This is a genomic window from Inquilinus sp. Marseille-Q2685, assembly GCF_916619195.1.
In the GTDB taxonomy this organism is placed as follows: Bacteria; Pseudomonadota; Alphaproteobacteria; order DSM-16000; family Inquilinaceae; genus Inquilinus.
Genome location: NZ_CAKAKL010000002.1, coordinates 1,023,258 through 1,039,060 on the forward strand (window position 1 = coordinate 1,023,258; position 15,803 = coordinate 1,039,060).

The 15,803-nt window shown below is 68.3% G+C and carries 17 protein-coding genes; 12 read left to right on the forward strand and 5 right to left on the reverse strand.

Features of this window, described 5'->3' with window-relative positions; all coding sequences use genetic code 11:
• Positions 1-77 precede the first annotated feature (77 nt).
• From LG391_RS14000 to LG391_RS14010, 3 genes are all read left to right on the forward strand, one after another.
• Positions 78-1,463 (forward strand): ABC transporter substrate-binding protein, encoded by a 1,386-nt coding sequence (locus LG391_RS14000; protein ID WP_225768617.1) that lies wholly within the window; start codon positions 78-80, stop codon positions 1,461-1,463.
• 75 nt (positions 1,464-1,538) lie between these two features.
• Positions 1,539-2,420, forward strand: coding sequence for a carbohydrate ABC transporter permease (locus tag LG391_RS14005; protein WP_225768618.1), 882 nt, complete (start codon positions 1,539-1,541; stop codon positions 2,418-2,420).
• Positions 2,417-3,253, forward strand: coding sequence for a carbohydrate ABC transporter permease (locus LG391_RS14010; protein WP_225768619.1), 837 nt, complete (start codon positions 2,417-2,419; stop codon positions 3,251-3,253). Before LG391_RS14005 ends, LG391_RS14010 begins: the two co-directional genes overlap by 4 nt.
• A gap of 66 nt (positions 3,254-3,319) precedes the next feature.
• On the opposite strand, the gene LG391_RS14015 is transcribed toward LG391_RS14010, so the two are convergent.
• Positions 3,320-3,652, reverse strand: coding sequence for a DUF1476 domain-containing protein (locus LG391_RS14015; RefSeq protein ID WP_225768620.1), 333 nt, complete (start codon positions 3,650-3,652; stop codon positions 3,320-3,322).
• Between the two features lie 212 nt (positions 3,653-3,864).
• Between LG391_RS14015 and purC the strand changes: the two genes are divergently transcribed.
• Positions 3,865-4,632 carry a phosphoribosylaminoimidazolesuccinocarboxamide synthase gene (purC, locus tag LG391_RS14020; protein WP_026870296.1) on the forward strand — a complete coding sequence of 256 codons (768 nt, stop codon included), beginning with the start codon at positions 3,865-3,867 and terminating at the stop codon, positions 4,630-4,632.
• Entirely contained in the window at positions 4,629-4,871 is a 243-nt protein-coding gene (purS, locus tag LG391_RS14025) for a phosphoribosylformylglycinamidine synthase subunit PurS (protein ID WP_225768621.1), read from the forward strand. The genes purC and purS overlap by 4 nt, the downstream gene beginning before the upstream one ends.
• A 116-nt stretch (positions 4,872-4,987) precedes the next feature.
• Here purS and LG391_RS14030 read toward each other — a convergent pair whose 3' ends face one another.
• Positions 4,988-5,683: a tellurite resistance TerB family protein gene (locus LG391_RS14030; RefSeq protein WP_225768622.1), complete on the reverse strand. Its 696-nt coding sequence runs from the start codon at positions 5,681-5,683 to the stop codon at positions 4,988-4,990.
• Between the two features lie 73 nt (positions 5,684-5,756).
• Positions 5,757-6,689, reverse strand: a complete 933-nt coding sequence (gene gcvA, locus LG391_RS14035; RefSeq protein ID WP_225768623.1) for a transcriptional regulator GcvA — start codon at positions 6,687-6,689, stop codon at positions 5,757-5,759.
• Between the two features lie 125 nt (positions 6,690-6,814).
• Here gcvA and LG391_RS14040 point away from each other — a divergent pair, with 125 nt between their 5' ends.
• On the forward strand, positions 6,815-7,036 hold the full coding sequence (locus LG391_RS14040) for a hypothetical protein (protein ID WP_225768624.1): 222 nt from the start codon (positions 6,815-6,817) through the stop codon (positions 7,034-7,036).
• Positions 7,037-7,147: 111 nt separating this feature from the next.
• Positions 7,148-7,867 (forward strand): dienelactone hydrolase family protein, encoded by a 720-nt coding sequence (locus tag LG391_RS14045; protein ID WP_225768625.1) that lies wholly within the window; start codon positions 7,148-7,150, stop codon positions 7,865-7,867.
• Positions 7,868-7,914: 47 nt separating this feature from the next.
• Here the strand turns inward: LG391_RS14045 and LG391_RS14050 are convergent, their stop codons facing one another.
• Positions 7,915-8,850: a transcriptional regulator GcvA gene (locus LG391_RS14050; protein ID WP_225768626.1), complete on the reverse strand. Its 936-nt coding sequence runs from the start codon at positions 8,848-8,850 to the stop codon at positions 7,915-7,917.
• Positions 8,851-8,981: 131 nt separating this feature from the next.
• Here LG391_RS14050 and LG391_RS14055 point away from each other — a divergent pair, with 131 nt between their 5' ends.
• The 5 genes from LG391_RS14055 to grxD all read left to right on the forward strand — a co-directional run bounded on the left by LG391_RS14055 (position 8,982) and on the right by grxD (position 12,870).
• A complete protein-coding gene (locus tag LG391_RS14055) occupies positions 8,982-9,200 on the forward strand; it encodes a hypothetical protein (RefSeq protein ID WP_225768627.1) in 219 nt (72 codons plus the stop codon).
• A 160-nt stretch (positions 9,201-9,360) separates the two neighbouring features.
• Complete coding sequence (gene purQ / locus LG391_RS14060) at positions 9,361-10,041, forward strand: phosphoribosylformylglycinamidine synthase subunit PurQ (protein WP_225768628.1); 681 nt, start codon at positions 9,361-9,363, stop codon at positions 10,039-10,041.
• Positions 10,038-12,272 (forward strand): phosphoribosylformylglycinamidine synthase subunit PurL, encoded by a 2,235-nt coding sequence (gene purL / locus LG391_RS14065; RefSeq protein ID WP_225768629.1) that lies wholly within the window; start codon positions 10,038-10,040, stop codon positions 12,270-12,272. The genes purQ and purL overlap by 4 nt, the downstream gene beginning before the upstream one ends.
• A 1-nt stretch (position 12,273) precedes the next feature.
• On the forward strand, positions 12,274-12,510 hold the full coding sequence (locus LG391_RS14070; protein ID WP_225768630.1) for a BolA family protein: 237 nt from the start codon (positions 12,274-12,276) through the stop codon (positions 12,508-12,510).
• A 21-nt stretch (positions 12,511-12,531) separates the two neighbouring features.
• Positions 12,532-12,870 (forward strand): Grx4 family monothiol glutaredoxin, encoded by a 339-nt coding sequence (gene grxD / locus LG391_RS14075; protein ID WP_225768631.1) that lies wholly within the window; start codon positions 12,532-12,534, stop codon positions 12,868-12,870.
• Between the two features lie 86 nt (positions 12,871-12,956).
• On the opposite strand, the gene LG391_RS14080 is transcribed toward grxD, so the two are convergent.
• A complete protein-coding gene (locus LG391_RS14080; protein WP_225768632.1) occupies positions 12,957-15,662 on the reverse strand; it encodes a calcium-binding protein in 2,706 nt (901 codons plus the stop codon).
• Positions 15,663-15,803 lie beyond the last annotated feature (141 nt).

A 15,803-nucleotide genomic window follows, 5' to 3' on the forward strand; every position in this document is an offset into this window, starting at 1 on the left:
CCCGCTTCCGGCCGCCCGGAAGCCACCAGCAAGACGGCGCAAGCCGCCACCCATTCCTCAGCTCTGGGAGAAGTCTCATGCCCAAGATCGGTCTCCGCCATCTCACGGCGGGTTGTGCCCTGGCCCTCGGCCTTGCCGCTGTCGCGCCCGTCCAGGCGCAGGACACGCTCACCGTCTGGTTCACCAAGGGCTTCTACAAGGGCGAGGACGACGCCCTTTTGGCCCTGATCGACCGGTACCAGAAGGCGACCGGCGTCAAGGTCGAGCTGTCGCTCTACTCGACCGAGGACTGCATCGTGAAGTCGGTCGCCGCGGTCGAGGCCGGCACGCCGCCGGATGTCGGCTACTGCACCACCTTCGACTTCCGCACCACCGGTCAGTGGGCCTATGAGGGCCGGCTGGAGGATGTCAGCGACGTCCTGACCCCGATCAAGGACCAGTTCCAGCCCGACGCGCTGGCCACCACCTTCCTGACGAACGGCAAGACCGGGCAGAAGGCCTATTACGCCTTCCCGATCGAACGCCAGACCATGCACATCTTCTACTGGAAGGACATGCTGCAGGACGCCGGCTTCAGCGAGGCCGACATCCCCGGCACCTGGAACGAGTACTGGGACTTCTGGTGCGGCAAGGTGCAGGACGCCCTGCGCAGCAAGGGCAAGCGCATCTACGCCATCGGCCATCCGATGAGCGTCGCGGCCTCGGACACCTTCTTCAGCTTCCTGACCTGGGCCAACGCCTACAACGTCAAGATCGTCGACGAGAACGGCAAGATCGTGCTCGACCAGCCGGAGAACCGGGCGGCGATGATCGAGGCGGTCAAGGGCTACAGCTCGATCTTCAGCCGCGGCTGCACCCCGCCCTCCTCGGTCAACTGGCTCGACACCGACAACAACGTCAACTTCCACAACAAGACCACAGTCCTGACCCACAACGCGACGATCTCGATCCCCAGCAAGCATCTGGACGATTCGACCAACCCGTCGCTGAGCGAGGAGCAGCGGGCCCAGGCGAAGAAGAACTACGAGGAGAACATCCGCACCACCCTGTTCCCGAAGAAGCCGGACGGCGGGACGCTGCCGAACCTGGCGGCGACCAAGACCGCGGTGATCTTCGCCGATTCCAAGAACAAGGCCCGGGCCAAGGAGTTCATGGCCTTCATGATGAAGGACGAGAACCTGACGCCCTTCGTCGAGGGTTCGGTCGGGCGCTGGTACCCGGTGACCAAGTCCGGCGCCGCCCGGCCGTTCTGGACCGACGGCAGCGACCCGCACCGCGCCGTGGTGTCGAAGCAGTTCACCGAGGGTACCGTGCCCTTCCCCTTCGTCTACAACTACCACTTCACCACGGTGAATGCGGAGAATGTCTGGGCCAAGGCGCTGAACCGCGTGGTCCAGGACGGGGTCTCGCCCGACCAGGCGGTTGATGAGATGATCGCCCGGATCAAGGAAATCGCCGGTTAGGACCGGCCTGCCGGCCCGGTCCCGCGTGACGCCGTGCGGGCCGGGCCGCAGCCCTTTCGAGAGAGGACCCAGCCGATGACCGCGACCACGATCCATGCGATCCCGGCCGCCTCCGGCGGCAGCCACCGCCGCACCTGGGCGACCTGGGGGGCGATCCTGCTCATCCCCTACATCGCCGTGTTCCTGGTGCTGGTGGCCTACCCGGTCGGCTACGGGCTCTATCTCGGCGCCAACCCGGCCAGCTACCGGCGTCTGTTCGCCGATCCGATCTTCCTGACCGCGGCGGTCAATACCATCCTGTTCCTGCTGATCGCGGTGAACGTGAAGATGGTGATCGCGCTCGGCCTGTCGGGATTCTTCGCGGTGCCGCGCTGGTGGATCCGGCTGCTGCTGGTGCTGTTCATCCTGCCTTGGGCGGTGCCGTCGATCCCGACCATCCTGTCCTTCCGGGTCATGCTCAACCCCGAGACGGGCATGATCAACCAGCAGCTGTTCCAGCTGTTCGGCATCTTCGAGGGGCCGCCCTGGCTGACCGATCCCTGGCTGGCCTTCTTCGGCGCGGTGGTGGTCCACATCTGGAAGTCGCTGCCGTTCTGGACCCTGATCCTGCTGACCGGGCGCCTGGCCATCGCCCGCGACCTCTACGAGGCCGCGTCGGTCGACGGCGCCTCGCGCTGGCAGCGCTTCCGCTTCGTCACCTGGCCGTCGGTGGCGGCGCTCTACGTCACCTCGGTGATCCTGTCGACGATCTGGACGCTGGGCGACTTCAACAGCGTCTACCTGCTGACCGGCGGCGGCCCGAACGATAGCACCCAGGTGCTGGCCACGCTCGGCATCCGCTACCTGCGCAACAACGCCCTCGACCTCGGCGTCGCCTCGATCATCGTCGCCATGCCGCTGGTCCTGCCGCTGGTCTTCGTCATGGTGAAACGCCTGTCCAAGGGAGGCGAAGCATGAAGCGCTGGCTCAACGAGGCGGCCCTGATCCTGATCGCCGTCCCGGTGGTGCTGTGGACCCTGGTGCCGCTGTACCACCTGTTCGTCCTGGCGATCTCGCCGCAGGACGCGGTGCTGGCCGGCGCGCTGTGGCCGGAGCACCCGACCTTCTCCAACTTCCTCACCGTGTTCCGGCAGCAGCATTACTATCTCAGCAACTTCTGGCTGCAGCTCGGCAACAGCTTCCTGATCGCGGTCACCACCGGGGTGGCGACCCTGTTCGTCGCCACCTGCGCCGCCTTCGCCATCAGCCGGCTGCGGGCGCGGGGCGGCCGCCAGGTGATGAATCTGGCGCTGGCCACCTACCTGATCCCGGCCGCCTTCCTGGCCGTGCCGATGTACAAGACCATGGGCTCCTACGGCCTGCTGAACACCCAGGCCGCGCTGATCCTGGCGATGATCGCGTTGGCCTCGCCCTATGCCATCTGGGTGCTGAAGCAGGCCTCCGACAAGCTGCCGCGCGAGTTGGACGAGGCCGCGATCATGGACGGCGCCAAGCCGCTGCAGATCTTCCGCATGGTCTATCTGCCGCTGATGCGCCCGTCGCTGGTGGCGATCGGCATCTATGCCCTGCTGCTGGCCTGGAACGAGTATCTCTACGCCTTCCTGCTGCTGTCGAGCGAGCAGGCGGCGCCGCTGTCGGTCGGGCTCGGCATGTTCCTGTCGGCCGACGATTCCCCCTGGAACCTGCTGATGGCGACCGGGCTGATCTACGCCGTGCCGCCGGCGGTGATCTACTATGTCTTCCGCAACGCCATGACCAGCGGGCTGACGGCCGGGGCGGTCAAGGGCTGACCGGGCGCTCAGCAAAAGAAAAGGGCGGCCTCAGCCGCCCTTTTTCGTTCAGCGAGGAGACCGGCCTTACTTCGGCGTCGCCTCGGTCATGATCTGCTGCCGCGCCACGGCCAGCAGCGCGTCCATCTTCTTGCGCAGCCGGTGGTCGGACAGGTCGACGTCGTGGATCTTCAGATCGGCATAGACCTTGTCGTGCACGTCCTCGTCGGTCTGCTTCTCGAAGTCGGACATGATGACCTCCTTCGCATAGGCCTCGGCATCGGCGCCGGTCAGGCCCATCAGCTCGGCCGCCCACAGGCCCAGCAGCTTGTTGCGCCGGTTCTGGATCCGGAACAGGAGCTCCTGGTCGTGCTGGAACTCCGCCTCGAACGCCTGGCCCCGCGAGTCGAACGTCGTCATGCCGTATCCTTCCACCTGCCCGCAGCAGCGGGCGCATCCCATAGCGGAGGATATAGCGTCTCCGGCCGTCCGGGTCACGCCCGGAGGCGGACGGGAGCGCGCAATTGTTTACCAGAGCCACGCTTGCTATATGTGCGCGGGCGTGGACGGCCTTTCCGGGACGTCCCGACCCTTTTTGCTGTTGGCATCACCCGTTCCATGGACGCTTCCACATGAGCCGCCGCAGGCGCATCTACGAAGGCAAGGCCAAGGTCCTGTACGAAGGGCCGGAGCCGGGCACGATCGTCCAGTACTTCAAGGACGATGCGACGGCGCATAACGGTCAGAAGAAGGCTGTGATCTCGGGCAAGGGGGTGCTGAACAACCGCATCTCCGAGTACCTGATGACCCGGCTGTCCGAGATCGGCGTGCCGACGCATTTCATGCGCCGCCTGAACATGCGCGAGCAGTTGATCCACGAGGTCGAGATCATCCCGCTCGAGGTGGTGGTGCGCAACATCGCCGCCGGCTCGTTCTCCAAGCGCTTCAACGTGCCCGAGGGCACGCCGCTGCCGCGCTCGATCATCGAGTACTATCTGAAGTCGGACGAGCTCAACGACCCGATGGTGTCGGAGGAGCACATCACCGCCTTCGGCTGGGCCAACGCCCAGGACCTCGACGATATCGTCTCGCTGTCGCTTCGGGTGAACGACTACCTCACCGGCCTGTTCCTCGGCATCGGCCTCAAGCTCGTCGACTTCAAGCTGGAGTTCGGCCGCCTGTACGACGAGAACGACGAGATGCGGATCGTCCTGGCCGACGAGATCAGCCCGGACAACTGCCGTCTGTGGGACGTGCAGACCAACGAGAAGTTCGATAAGGATCGCTTCCGCCAGGACCTCGGCGGCGTCCTCGAGGCCTATCAGGAAGTGGCCCGGCGCCTCGGCATCCTGCCGGAAGGAAGTGTCGTCGACATCCGTGAGAGCCAGGTCGCCCCATGAAAGCCCGCATCCACGTCATGCTGAAGCCCGGTGTCCTGGACACCCAGGGCAAGGCGATCGGTCATTCCCTACAGGGCCTCGGCTTCGACGAGGTCGGCGAGGTGCGGCAGGGCAAGGTGATCGAGGTCGAGATCGCCGCCGCCGACGCCGCCCAGGCCAAGGCGCGCCTCGACGAGATGTGCCGCAAGCTGCTGGCCAACCCGGTCACCGAGAGCTACACGATCGACCTCGTCGCCTGAGACGCCGCCGCCTTCCTGTCATTGCCGGGCCTGACCCGGCAATCCAGGGGCCACCCGAAGCGGCGTTGGCATTCTCTGGATGCCCGGGTCAAGCCCGGGCATGACAGTGAGGGGCATCACCCGACCGCGGCGGCCTGCGCCTCGAGATGGGCGGTGAGCCCCTGGGGCAGCTTCAGACGCGCCGCGAGATCGTCGAGATAGGCCTTCTCACGCGGGTCGTCCGGATCGATCGCCAGGCGTGAGGCCAGCCAGATCTCCGCCGCCTGCTCCGGCGTCGCCGCCAGGGCCGCGATCGCCGCAATGTCGAGCGGCTTCGCCAGTTCGTCCATGACGAAGGCCTTCTCCTCGGTGTCGAGCTCGAGCTGGCCGATGCGGTCGAACAGCGCCCGCTGCTCGGTCGCGTCGATATGGCCGTCGGCCTTGGCCGCGGCGATCATCGCCCGCACCACGGCGATGCGCGCGTCGCCGCCGCCCGCGGCGCTCTGGGTCTCCAGGTCGAACGGGCTGCGCGGCGGCGGCAGGGGAATCGGCTGCTGCGCCGGGGGCTGGGCCGGGGCCGGCGCCCGGTTGGCCGACCAGTCCTGCCACGCCTTGTAGGCCAGGCCGCCGAGCACCGGGGCACCGCCATAGCCGAGCGCCTTGCCGCCGAACTTGCGGACCTTCTTCGAACCGAGGAGGAGACCGATCAACCCGCCGCCGACCGCGCCGGTGGCCAGCGTGCCGAGATTGCCGGGCAAGCCGGGACTCTTGCCGCCGGGCTGCTTCGCACCGCCGCCGAGGAAGTCCTCGAACAGCTTCTTCGGATCGATCACGCGCCTCTCCTTTGATCGTTGCACCGGATGGCAGATGGTCCGGAGGGGGGCGCCCGACAAGGCCGGCAGAGGCTCAATCGGCCGGGCGCGGCGATGCGACCGGTTCCAGCGGCGCCAGGACGGTCTCGGCCGCGGCGGCGACGATCCAGTCGCGAAAGGCCCGCACCATCGGGCGCCGCATCGCCCCCACGGTCGCGACGAAGTGATAGCTGGCCGGGCTGTGCACCGAGAGATCGAGTGGGCGCACCAACCGCCCGGCCGCCAGGTCGTCGGCCACCAGGGAGAATACGACGAGCGCCACCCCCTGTCCTTCCACTGCCGCCTGTATGGTCAGGGAGGAATCGCTGACCCGCGGTCCGCGCACCCAGTCGACATCCGCCATGCCGACGGCGCGCAGCCAGTCGCGCCAGGGTGCCAAGGACTGGTCATGCAGCAGTGTGTGCCGGCGCAGGTCGTCGAGCGTGCTCAGCCCCGGTGGCCCGTCCCGCAGTGCCGGGCTGCAGACCGGGAAGTAGTCCTCCGCGAACAGCCGGTCGCAGGCCAGCCCCTCCCAGCCGCCCTGGCCCCAGCGGATGGCGCAATCCGCCTCGCCGCCCTCGAGGTCCACCCGGTGGAGCGCTGCCGTGACATTCACGTCGAGATCCGGATGCGCCGCGGTGAACCCCTGCAGACGGGCCGTCAGCCATTTCGCGGCAAAGGATGGGGTGGTGCTGATGGTCAGCACGCCGGCCGCGCGGCCCGGCGCGATCTGCGCCGTCGCGTCGGCGATGCCGGCCAGGGCGGCGCTGACCAGCGGCAGGTAGATCCGGCCGGCCTCGGTCAGCTCCAGGCTGTTCTCGCGACGGTGGAACAGCCTGACCGACAGCCAGTCCTCCAGCCGGCGCACCTGTTGGCTGACCGCGGCCTGGGTCACCGACAGCTCGGCCGCGGCGCGGGTGAAGCTGCGGTGCCGCGCCGCCGCCTCGAAGGCCCGCACGCCGTTCAGCGGGGGCAGACGCCATCCCATTCCGAGTCCCCAGGCCAAGTTTTTATTGGGCTAGGGCCAGACTATCCCGTTTGCGGCCGGGGCCGCCAGGACCGATCTTGGAGGCACGGGTCGACCCCTGATCCCCCCTCGATCAGGACCGTATCATGACCAGTTGCTGCATCGACGAGCGCCGCTCCGCACCCAGCAAGCGGCGGAACCCCATCCTTGTCCTGCTCCGCCGCGTCGCGGCCCTGCCGGCTCTGTGGTGCGCCCGGATCGAGGCGCGCGGCCGGATGCAACGCATGGATGACGACACCCTGCTCGACCTCGGCCTGCGCCGCGACCAGGTCGAGACCATGCGCCGCAAGCCGTTCTGGCGGGAATGACGGGTATCATCCCGGCACGGCCGATTCTCCGATTGCGTCGCCGGTCCGGGCAGTCCGGACCGGCGACGCATGTGTGCCCTCGCGGCCGGGGCGAACGACAAGGAATGGCTGATGAGGCGCGACCTTCAGATCAAGACGTCGGACGGAACGGCCAAGGCGGCGTTGTTCCACCCCGGTGGCGCCGCCGCCACCGGCAATGCACTGCGCGGCGTCATTCTCTACATGGATGCGATGGGCCCGCGGGCCTCTCTGTCCGGCATGGCGCAGCGTCTGGCCGATTCGGGTTACGTCGTGCTGCTGCCGGACCTGTTCTACCGGTTCGGCGCATACGGCCCGTTCACCGGCGCCTCCTTCGGCGACGACGCGGCCCGCGCCCAGATCCTGACGATGCTGCGCGAGACGAGCCAGGAGATGACGCGGCAGGACACCGCCGCCTTCCTCGACGTCTTTGACGCCGAGAGTGTTACGGGCCCGGTCGGCGTCGTCGGCTACTGCATGGGCGGCGCCCGCGCGCTGACGGCGGCGGCGGCCTATGCCGACCGGATCGGCGCGGCGGCGAGCTTCCATGGCGGCAACCTCGCCGGCGAAGCGCCCGACAGCCCGTATCTGCTCGCCGACAGGATCAAAGGCCGCGTCTATATCGGCGTCGCCGAGGTCGACAACAGCTTCCCGCCGGAGCAATCGGCCCGGCTGGCCGAGGCCCTGCGGCGCGGCGGCGTCGACCACATCATCGAGAACTATGTCGGCATGGCGCATGGCATGGCTGGGCGGTGCCCGACCACACCGTCTACAACGAGACCGGCGCCGAGCGGCACTGGAAGCGGCTGCTGACCTTCTTCGACGAGGCGCTGGCGTAGCCCCGGCCGTGCCGGCGGCTCTCAAGCCGCCGGCAGCGCCATCGGCTCGTCCGGCGACGCCTCGCCCTCCGCGGCGACGGCGAACAGCCAGTCGCGGAACGCCCGCACCAGCGGCCGGTTGAGGGCGTTGGGCGGCGCCACGAAATAGTAGGCGTAATCGCTCTTCAGGAAGTCGCTCTTGAGCGACAGCTCGACGGGCCGCACCAGCCGGCCGGCGCGCCAATCGTCGATCACCAGCACCCGCTGCGCCAGCGCCACGCCCTGACCTTCGATCGCCATCTGGATCAGGAGGGCCGAATCCTGCGTCCGCGGGCCCCGGACCCAGCCGAGATCCTCCATCCCCGCCGCCCGCAGCCAGTGCTTCCACTGCACCAGGGTCTCGTCGTGCAGCAGCCGGAAGCGGCGCAGATCCTCGATGCTGCGCAGCCCGGCCTCGACGAGCGCCGGGCTGCACACCGGGAATGTGTCCTCGGAGAACAGCTTCTCCGCCACCACCCCTTCCCAGGCGCCGCTGCCGAAACGGATGGCGCAGTCGACAGAGTCGCGGCTGAAATCGACCAGCCGGGATTCGGCATCGAGATTGACGTCGATCTCCGGGTGCTGCTCGGCGAACAGCGGCATGCGCGACACCAGCCATTTGCGGATGAAGGACGGCATCGACGAGACGGTGAGGATGCCGGAATGCGGCGGCGGCCGGATCCGGGCCGTGGCCTCGGCGATGGCATCGAAGGCGTCGCGCAGCACCGGCAGGTAGCTGCGGCCGGTCTCGGTCAGCTCCAGCCCGCCTTCGGTGCGATTGAACAGCTTGGCGCCGAGCCAGTCTTCCAGCCGGCGCACCTGCTGGCTGACCGCGGCCTGGGTGACGGCCAGCTCCTCGGCGGCGCGGGTGAAGCTCTGGTGGCGGGCCGCGGCCTCGAAGGCGCGGACGCCGTTCAGCGGCGGCAGGCGACGGCGCATGGGTTCCCTCGTCGGCTCGATAGATTCTCTTATCCCATCCACGAGAATATCCTGTTTGCGGTTTGTTCTCCAGAATCCGATGTTCAGGGTGTTCCCGATGACCGATCACGCCGCCGACGGAAGGGTATGCCATGACGACAGCCTGCACCGACCACATCCAGCATCGCGCCACCGTGGCGGCCAGCCGCTCCGGCCTGCGCGCCCTGATCGGCGCTGCCGCGGCGACGCTGGGCGCCCGCCGCGCCGCCCGGCTGCCGGTTGAGGCGCTGGACGACCATATGCTGCGCGACATCGGCGTCGACGGCCCAGCCCCCGCCAGCGACCCGCGCGACCTGCTTCTCCGCCTGTAACGTCATTCCCTGCGACTGGCCTTGCCAGCCGGCTCCGCCACCTTGCGGAGCCGGCCTTTTTCCTGTCCGCGCGCGGCAGCGCCGAGGCCGCGCCGCCACGCATGCCAGCACAGCCCGCGGCACCCTTGCCAAGCCCCGGCGGGACCGCTACATCCCGGCCATGCAAGCCGCCGTCATCGTCTTTCCGGGATCGAACGCCGACCGAGACCTCGCCGTGGCACTCTCCCACGCGACCGGACGGCCGACCCATATGGTCTGGCATCGCGACACCGAGCTGCCGCCGACCGATCTGATCGCCATCCCCGGCGGCTTCTCCTACGGCGACTATCTCCGCTCCGGTGCCATGGCAGCGCAATCGCCGATCATGGGCGCGATCCGCGAGGCGGTGGCCCGCGGCGTGCCGACGGTCGGCATCTGCAACGGCTTCCAGATCCTGACCGAGGCGGGGCTGTTGCCCGGCGCGCTGCTGCGCAACGCCGGCCTCAAATTCGTCTCCCGCACCGTGGCGATGCGGGTCGAGACCTCGAACAGCCCGTTCACCCGCGGCTACAACGCCGGCCAGACGGTGCGCATCCCGATCCAGCACCATGACGGCTGCTACTTCGCCGACCCGGACACGCTGAAGCGGCTGGAGGACGAGGACCGCGTCGCCTTCCGCTACATCGCCGACGAGGACGGCCGCGGCAACCCGAACGGCAGCCTGAACGACATCGCCGGCATCCTGTCCGAGAACCGGCGGGTGCTCGGCATGATGCCCCATCCCGAGCGCGCCGCGGAGCCGGAGCACGGCAACACCGACGGCCGCGCCATGTTCGAAGGCCTGGCGCAGATCCTTTCATGACCGCACCGTCCAACGCCCTCAACCTCCCAGCGGAACCGGACGTCACCCAGGCGCTGGCGGCGGAATTCGGCCTGACCGCCGACGAATTCGCCCTGACCCAGCAGATCATGGGCCGGATGCCGACGCTGACCGAGCTCGGCATCTTCTCGGTGATGTGGTCGGAGCACTGCTCCTACAAATCGTCGCGCCGCTGGCTGAAGCAGCTGCCGACCACCGCGCCCTGGGTGATCTGCGGCCCGGGCGAGAATGCCGGCGTGATCGACATCGGCGACGGCCAGGCCGCCATCTTCAAGATGGAGAGCCATAACCACCCGAGCTTCATCGAGCCGTATCAGGGCGCCGCGACCGGCGTCGGCGGCATCCTGCGCGACGTGTTCACCATGGGCGCGCGGCCGGTGGCGAACATGAACGCGCTGCGCTTCGGCAGCCCGGACCATCCGAAGACCCGGCATCTGGTGGCGGGCGTCGTCGCCGGCATCGGCGGCTACGGCAACTGCGTCGGCGTGCCGACCGTGGGCGGCGAGACCAACTTCCACGCCTCCTACAACGGCAACATCCTGGTCAACGCCATGACCGTGGGCGTGGCCTCGACCGACAAGATCTTCTATTCGGCGGCCGGCGGCATCGGCAACCCGGTGGTCTATGTCGGCTCGAAGACCGGGCGCGACGGCATCCACGGCGCCACCATGGCCTCGGCCGAGTTCGACGAGGCGTCGGAGGAGAAGCGCCCGACCGTTCAGGTCGGCGACCCCTTCACCGAGAAGCTGCTGATCGAGGCCTGCCTGGAGCTGATGGCGACCGACGCCATCGTCGCCATCCAGGACATGGGCGCGGCCGGCCTGACCTCCTCCTCGGTCGAGATGGCGAGCAAGGGCGGCTGCGGCATCGAGCTGGACCTCGACCACGTGCCGCAGCGCGAGACCGGCATGGTCCCCTACGAGATCATGCTGTCGGAGAGCCAGGAGCGGATGCTGATGGTGCTGAAGCCCGGTCGCGAGGCCGAGGCCGAGGCGATCTTCCGCAAATGGGAGCTGGATTTCGCTGTGATCGGCCGAGTCACCGACACCGGCCGGCTGGTGCTGAAGATGCACGGCAAGGTCTGGGCCGACATGCCGGTGGCGGAGCTGGTCGACGCCTCGCCGAACTACGCCCGGCCGTGGGAACCGACGCCGAAGCAGCCGGAGATCCCGGCCGCGTCCCTGCCCCTGCCGGAGACGCCGGAGGCGGTGCTGACGCGCCTGCTGGCCTGCCCCGACCTCGCCTCCAAGCGTTGGATCTGGGAGCAATATGACAGCCAGGTCGGCGCCGACACCGTTGCCCTGTCCGGCCAGGCCGATGCGGCTCTGGTGCGGGTGCACGGCACCGGCAAGCTCCTGGCCATCACCACCGACTGCACGCCGCGCTATTGCTTCGCCGATCCCGAGGCCGGTGGCGCCCAGGCGGTGGCCGAGGCGTGGCGGAACCTGACCGCCACCGGCGCCCGGCCGCTGGCCATCACCGACAACATGAACTTCGGCAATCCCGAGAAGCCGCGGATCATGGGCCAGTTCGTCGGTTGCATCCAGGGCATGAAGGCAGCCTGCCTGGCGCTTGATTTCCCGGTCGTTTCCGGCAACGTCTCGCTCTACAACGAGACCTCGGGCGAGGCCATCCTGCCGACCCCGGCGATCGGCGGCGTCGGGCTGGTCGAGGACGGCGGGCGCCACGTCCGACTCGGCTTCAAGACCGAAGGCGAAGCCGTTGTCCTGATTGGCGAAACCAGGGGCCATCTCGGCGCCTCGCTCTACGCTCGCGAGATCCATGGCCGCGAGGACGGCGCGCCGCCGCCGGTCGATCTGGCGGCAGAGCGCCGCAACGGCGATTTCGTGCGGGCCCTGATCCAGGACGGCTCGGCCACCGCCTGCCACGATCTCTCCGACGGCGGCCTTTACGTCGCCCTGGCGGAGATGGCGATGACCGGCCGGATCGGCGCCACGGTCGACCTTGCGGCCGAGGCCGGGTTGTTGTTCGGTGAGGATCAGGGCCGCTATCTGGTCACCACCGCCGACGGCGAGGCGCTGCTGGAGCGGGCCCGGGCGGCCGGCGTCCCGGCGCAAATCATCGGCCGCACCGGCGGCGACGTGTTGAAGCGCAAGGACGGCGGTGCCATATCCGTGGCTGAGCTGCGCCGCATCAATGAGGCGTGGCTGCCCGGATACATGACCGATATCGTCCAGGCTGGAGAGGCGTAAGATGGCGATGGACCCGGCGGAGATCGTCCGCCTGATCAAGGATGGCCTGCCCGGCGCCGAGGTGCGGATCGAGGATCTGCGTGGCGACGGTGATCACTATGCCGCCTATGTCACCAGCCCGGCCTTCTCCGGCAAGAGCCGCGTGCAGCAGCACCAGATGGTCTATCAGGCCCTGGGCGGCCGGATGGGCAACGAGCTGCACGCGCTGATGCTGCACACCTCCGCCGCCGAAGCCTGACCCTCAGCCAGCGAGTAACCCATGGACAACCCCGTCTTCGAGCGCATCCGCAGCGACATCGCCGGCAACGACGTCGTCGTCTACATGAAGGGCACCCCGGTGTTTCCGCAATGCGGCTTCTCGGCCGCGGTGGTGCAGGTGCTGACCCATCTCGGCGTGCCCTTCAAGGGCATCGACATCCTGACCGATCCCGGCCTGCGCCAGGGCATCAAGGATTTCTCAAACTGGCCGACCATCCCGCAGGTCTACGTCAAGGGCGAGTTCGTCGGCGGGTGCGACATCGTCCGCGAGATGTACCAGACCGGCGAGCTGCAGGAGCTGCTCGAGAGCAAGGGCGTCGCCGTCGCCGCCCAGGGCTGACTCCGGCCTCTTCGAGCCGTCCGGACCAGACAAGAATGCCCGCCCCTTCCGGGGCGGGCATTGTCATATCGATACGCTATCGGCCGCTATAACACGAAATCCGCTGTCGCCAGCGGGATGGCGCCAGTGAGCTGGATGTGGAAGTCGGTGACCTTGTCGCCGTTGACATCGCCGCCGATGGTGGTCACGCCATTGACCGACACGTAGCGCAACTGGCCGGCCACGCCGGTGTAGGCGGCGGTGCCGATGAAGCTGAAGGCCTGGTTGCCGGCCGCGCCGGTATTGGCATCGATCGCCGAAAGATCGATGCGGTCGCCCTGAGCATGGCTGAAATCGGTGATCCGGTCGGCCCCCGCGCCTGCTGGGCTGTGGGCGATACTGCCGTAGACGAAGCGATCGGCCCCGGCGCCGCCGGAGAGCGTGTCCTTGCCACCGAGCCCATTGAGCACGTCGTTGCCACCGCTCCCACTCAAGGCGTTGGCGCCGCTGTCTCCGACCAGGATGTCGTTGCCCTGGCTGCCGGCGAGATTCTCAATGCCGGTCAGGGTGTCTCCCGTGGCATCCCCGCCGCTGCTGGTGCCGGCGGCGAGGCTGACCGACACGCCGACCGAGCTGGTGTAGTAGCTGGCGGTGTCGATGCCGTCGCCGCCATTCAGGTAGTCCGCCCCCGCTTCGCCCCGAAGGATGTCGCTGTCGGCGCCGCCATAGAGATAGTCGTTGCCGGCCGCCCCGGTGATGGTGTCGTTGCCGGCATCGCCATACAGGCTCTCGGCATCGGCCGAGCCGATCAGGGTGTCGGTGCCGTCGCCACCCGACCCGTAATCGCTGCCGCCACCATTGGTCTCGATCCGGTCGTCGCCCGCGCCGCCATACATGTAGTCCCGGCCGGCGCTGCCGCGGAGGGTATCGTTGCCGTCGTTCCCGGACAGACTGTCGTCGCCATCGCCGCCGCTGAGCGTGTCGTTGGCCGCCCCGCCTGTGAGGCTGTCGTTGCCGCCCGCCCCGTTCAGGGTATCCGTGCCGTCACCGCCATGAATGGCATCGTTGCCGGCGCCCCCGGCGATGCTGTCACTTCCCGTCCCAGCGTAGTAGGTCATCGCCTCCATGTTGATCGCCCGGCTGCCGTCGCTGCCGGCGGCGCCGTTCAGGACGAAGGTGACACCGACCGTGGTGGTGCTGCGGTCGACATAGAGCGTGTCGACGCCGGCGCCGCCATCGACGACGTCGACCCCGATGCCGGTGCTGATGTAGTCGTCGCCGTCACCGCCGCTGATCGCATCGTTGTCGGCGCCGCCATAGAGTGAATCATTGCCGGCATATCCGTAGGTTGTGTCGTTGCCGGCGTCGCCGTACAGGCTGTCCGCATCGGCCGACCCGACCATGGTGTCCTTGCCGTCGCCGCCCGAGCCGTAGTCGCCGCCACCGCCCCCGGCCTCGATCCGGTCGTCGCCGGCGTTGCCATACAGGTAATCCCGGCCGGCGAGGCCGCGAAGGATGTCGTTGCCGTCGTTCCCCGACAGGCTGTCGTCGCCATCGCCGCCGCCGAGCGTGTCGTTGGCGGCACCCCCGTTGAGGTTGTCGTTGCCCGCCGCCCCGTTCAGGACATCGGTCCCGTCGCCTCCATGGATGGCGTCGTTGCCGCCGGCCCCGGTTATGGTGTCGTTGCCCGTCCCGGCGTAGTAGGTCATCACCTCCATGTTGATCGCCCGGCTGCCGTCGCTGCCGGCGGCGCCGTTCAGGGTGAAGCTGACGCCCGCGGTGGCGGTGCTGCGGTCGACATAGAGCGTGTCCGTGCCGGCGCCGCCGTCGACGACATCGGCGCCGATGCCGGTGGCGATATAGTCGTCGCCATCGCCGCCGCTGATCCCATCGCTGTCGGCGCCGCCATAAAGCGAATCGTTGCCGGCATAGCCGTTGATCGTGTCGTTGCCAGCGTCACCGTACAGGGTGTCGGCATCGGCCGAGCCGACCATGGTGTCCTTGCCGTCGCCGCCCGAACCGTAGTCGCCGCCACCGCCCCCGGTCTCGATCCGGTCGTCGCCCAGGCCGCCATACAGGTAATCCCGGCCGGAGAGGCCGCGGAGGATGTCGTTGCCGTCATTTCCCGACAGGCTGTCGTCGCCATCGCCACCGCCGAGCGTGTCGGTGCCGTTGCCCCCGTTGAGGCTGTCGTTGCCGGCCGCCCCGTTCAGGACATCGGTGCCGTCATAGCCGTAGATCGTGTCATTGCCGCCAGCCCCGGTGATGGTGTCGTTGCCCGACCCGGCGTAATAGGTCATCACCTCCATGTTGATTGCGCGGCTGCCGTCGCTGCCGGCGGCGCCGTTCAGGGTGAAGCTGACGCCCGTGGTGGTGCTGCTGCGGTCGACATAGAGCGTGTCGGTTCCCGCGCCGCCATCGACGATGTCGACGCCGATGCCGGTGTTGATGTAGTCGTCGCCGTCGCCGCCGCCGAGGTTGTCGTTGCCGGCGCCGCCATAGAGCGTGTCGTTGCCGGCCGCCCGGGTGATGCCGTCGTTGCCGGCGTCGCCGTACGGGCTCTCGGCGTCGGCCGGGCCGATCAGGGTATCGTTGCCGCCCCCGCCCGAGCCGTAATCGCCGCCACCGCCCCCGGTCTCGATCCGGTCGTCGCCCTCGCCGCCGTACATGTAGTCCCGGCCGGTACCGCCGCGGAGAATATCGTTACCTGCATATCCCTGCAGCGTGTCGTCGCCAGCCAGACCGTCGATGGTATCGGCGCTGGCGGTCCCGTTCAGGGAATCGTTGCCGGGGGTTCCTGGGATGGTCGCCATCGTGACTATGCCTTCTGTTCAAATCGCATGATCTTCGGCCGCCCCGGCGCAACGTCACGCGTCCGATGCCAGAGTTGCGCACGGATCGCCGAGACCGAAGAGGAACCCTAGCCTGCTTTGAAACGCCGTGTTCAGCATCAG

Bases quoted from the DNA above. Each gene is read 5' to 3' on its own strand.
- LG391_RS14055 (WP_225768627.1), top strand. From the start codon at position 8,982: ATGACGACAGCCTGCACCGACCACATCCAGCATCGCGCCACCGTGGCG.
- purQ (WP_225768628.1), top strand. From the start codon at position 9,361: ATGCAAGCCGCCGTCATCGTCTTTCCGGGATCGAACGCCGACCGAGAC.
- LG391_RS14015 (WP_225768620.1), bottom strand. From the start codon at position 3,652: ATGACGACGTTCGACTCGCGGGGCCAGGCGTTCGAGGCGGAGTTCCAG.
- LG391_RS14005 (WP_225768618.1), top strand. From the start codon at position 1,539: ATGACCGCGACCACGATCCATGCGATCCCGGCCGCCTCCGGCGGCAGC.
- purL (WP_225768629.1), top strand. From the start codon at position 10,038: ATGACCGCACCGTCCAACGCCCTCAACCTCCCAGCGGAACCGGACGTC.
- gcvA (WP_225768623.1), bottom strand. From the start codon at position 6,689: ATGGGATGGCGTCTGCCCCCGCTGAACGGCGTGCGGGCCTTCGAGGCG.
- purC (WP_026870296.1), top strand. From the start codon at position 3,865: ATGAGCCGCCGCAGGCGCATCTACGAAGGCAAGGCCAAGGTCCTGTAC.
- LG391_RS14050 (WP_225768626.1), bottom strand. From the start codon at position 8,850: ATGCGCCGTCGCCTGCCGCCGCTGAACGGCGTCCGCGCCTTCGAGGCC.
- LG391_RS14000 (WP_225768617.1), top strand. From the start codon at position 78: ATGCCCAAGATCGGTCTCCGCCATCTCACGGCGGGTTGTGCCCTGGCC.
- LG391_RS14080 (WP_225768632.1), bottom strand. From the start codon at position 15,662: ATGGCGACCATCCCAGGAACCCCCGGCAACGATTCCCTGAACGGGACC.
- purS (WP_225768621.1), top strand. From the start codon at position 4,629: ATGAAAGCCCGCATCCACGTCATGCTGAAGCCCGGTGTCCTGGACACC.
- LG391_RS14070 (WP_225768630.1), top strand. From the start codon at position 12,274: ATGGCGATGGACCCGGCGGAGATCGTCCGCCTGATCAAGGATGGCCTG.
- LG391_RS14010 (WP_225768619.1), top strand. From the start codon at position 2,417: ATGAAGCGCTGGCTCAACGAGGCGGCCCTGATCCTGATCGCCGTCCCG.
- grxD (WP_225768631.1), top strand. From the start codon at position 12,532: ATGGACAACCCCGTCTTCGAGCGCATCCGCAGCGACATCGCCGGCAAC.
- LG391_RS14045 (WP_225768625.1), top strand. From the start codon at position 7,148: ATGAGGCGCGACCTTCAGATCAAGACGTCGGACGGAACGGCCAAGGCG.
- LG391_RS14040 (WP_225768624.1), top strand. From the start codon at position 6,815: ATGACCAGTTGCTGCATCGACGAGCGCCGCTCCGCACCCAGCAAGCGG.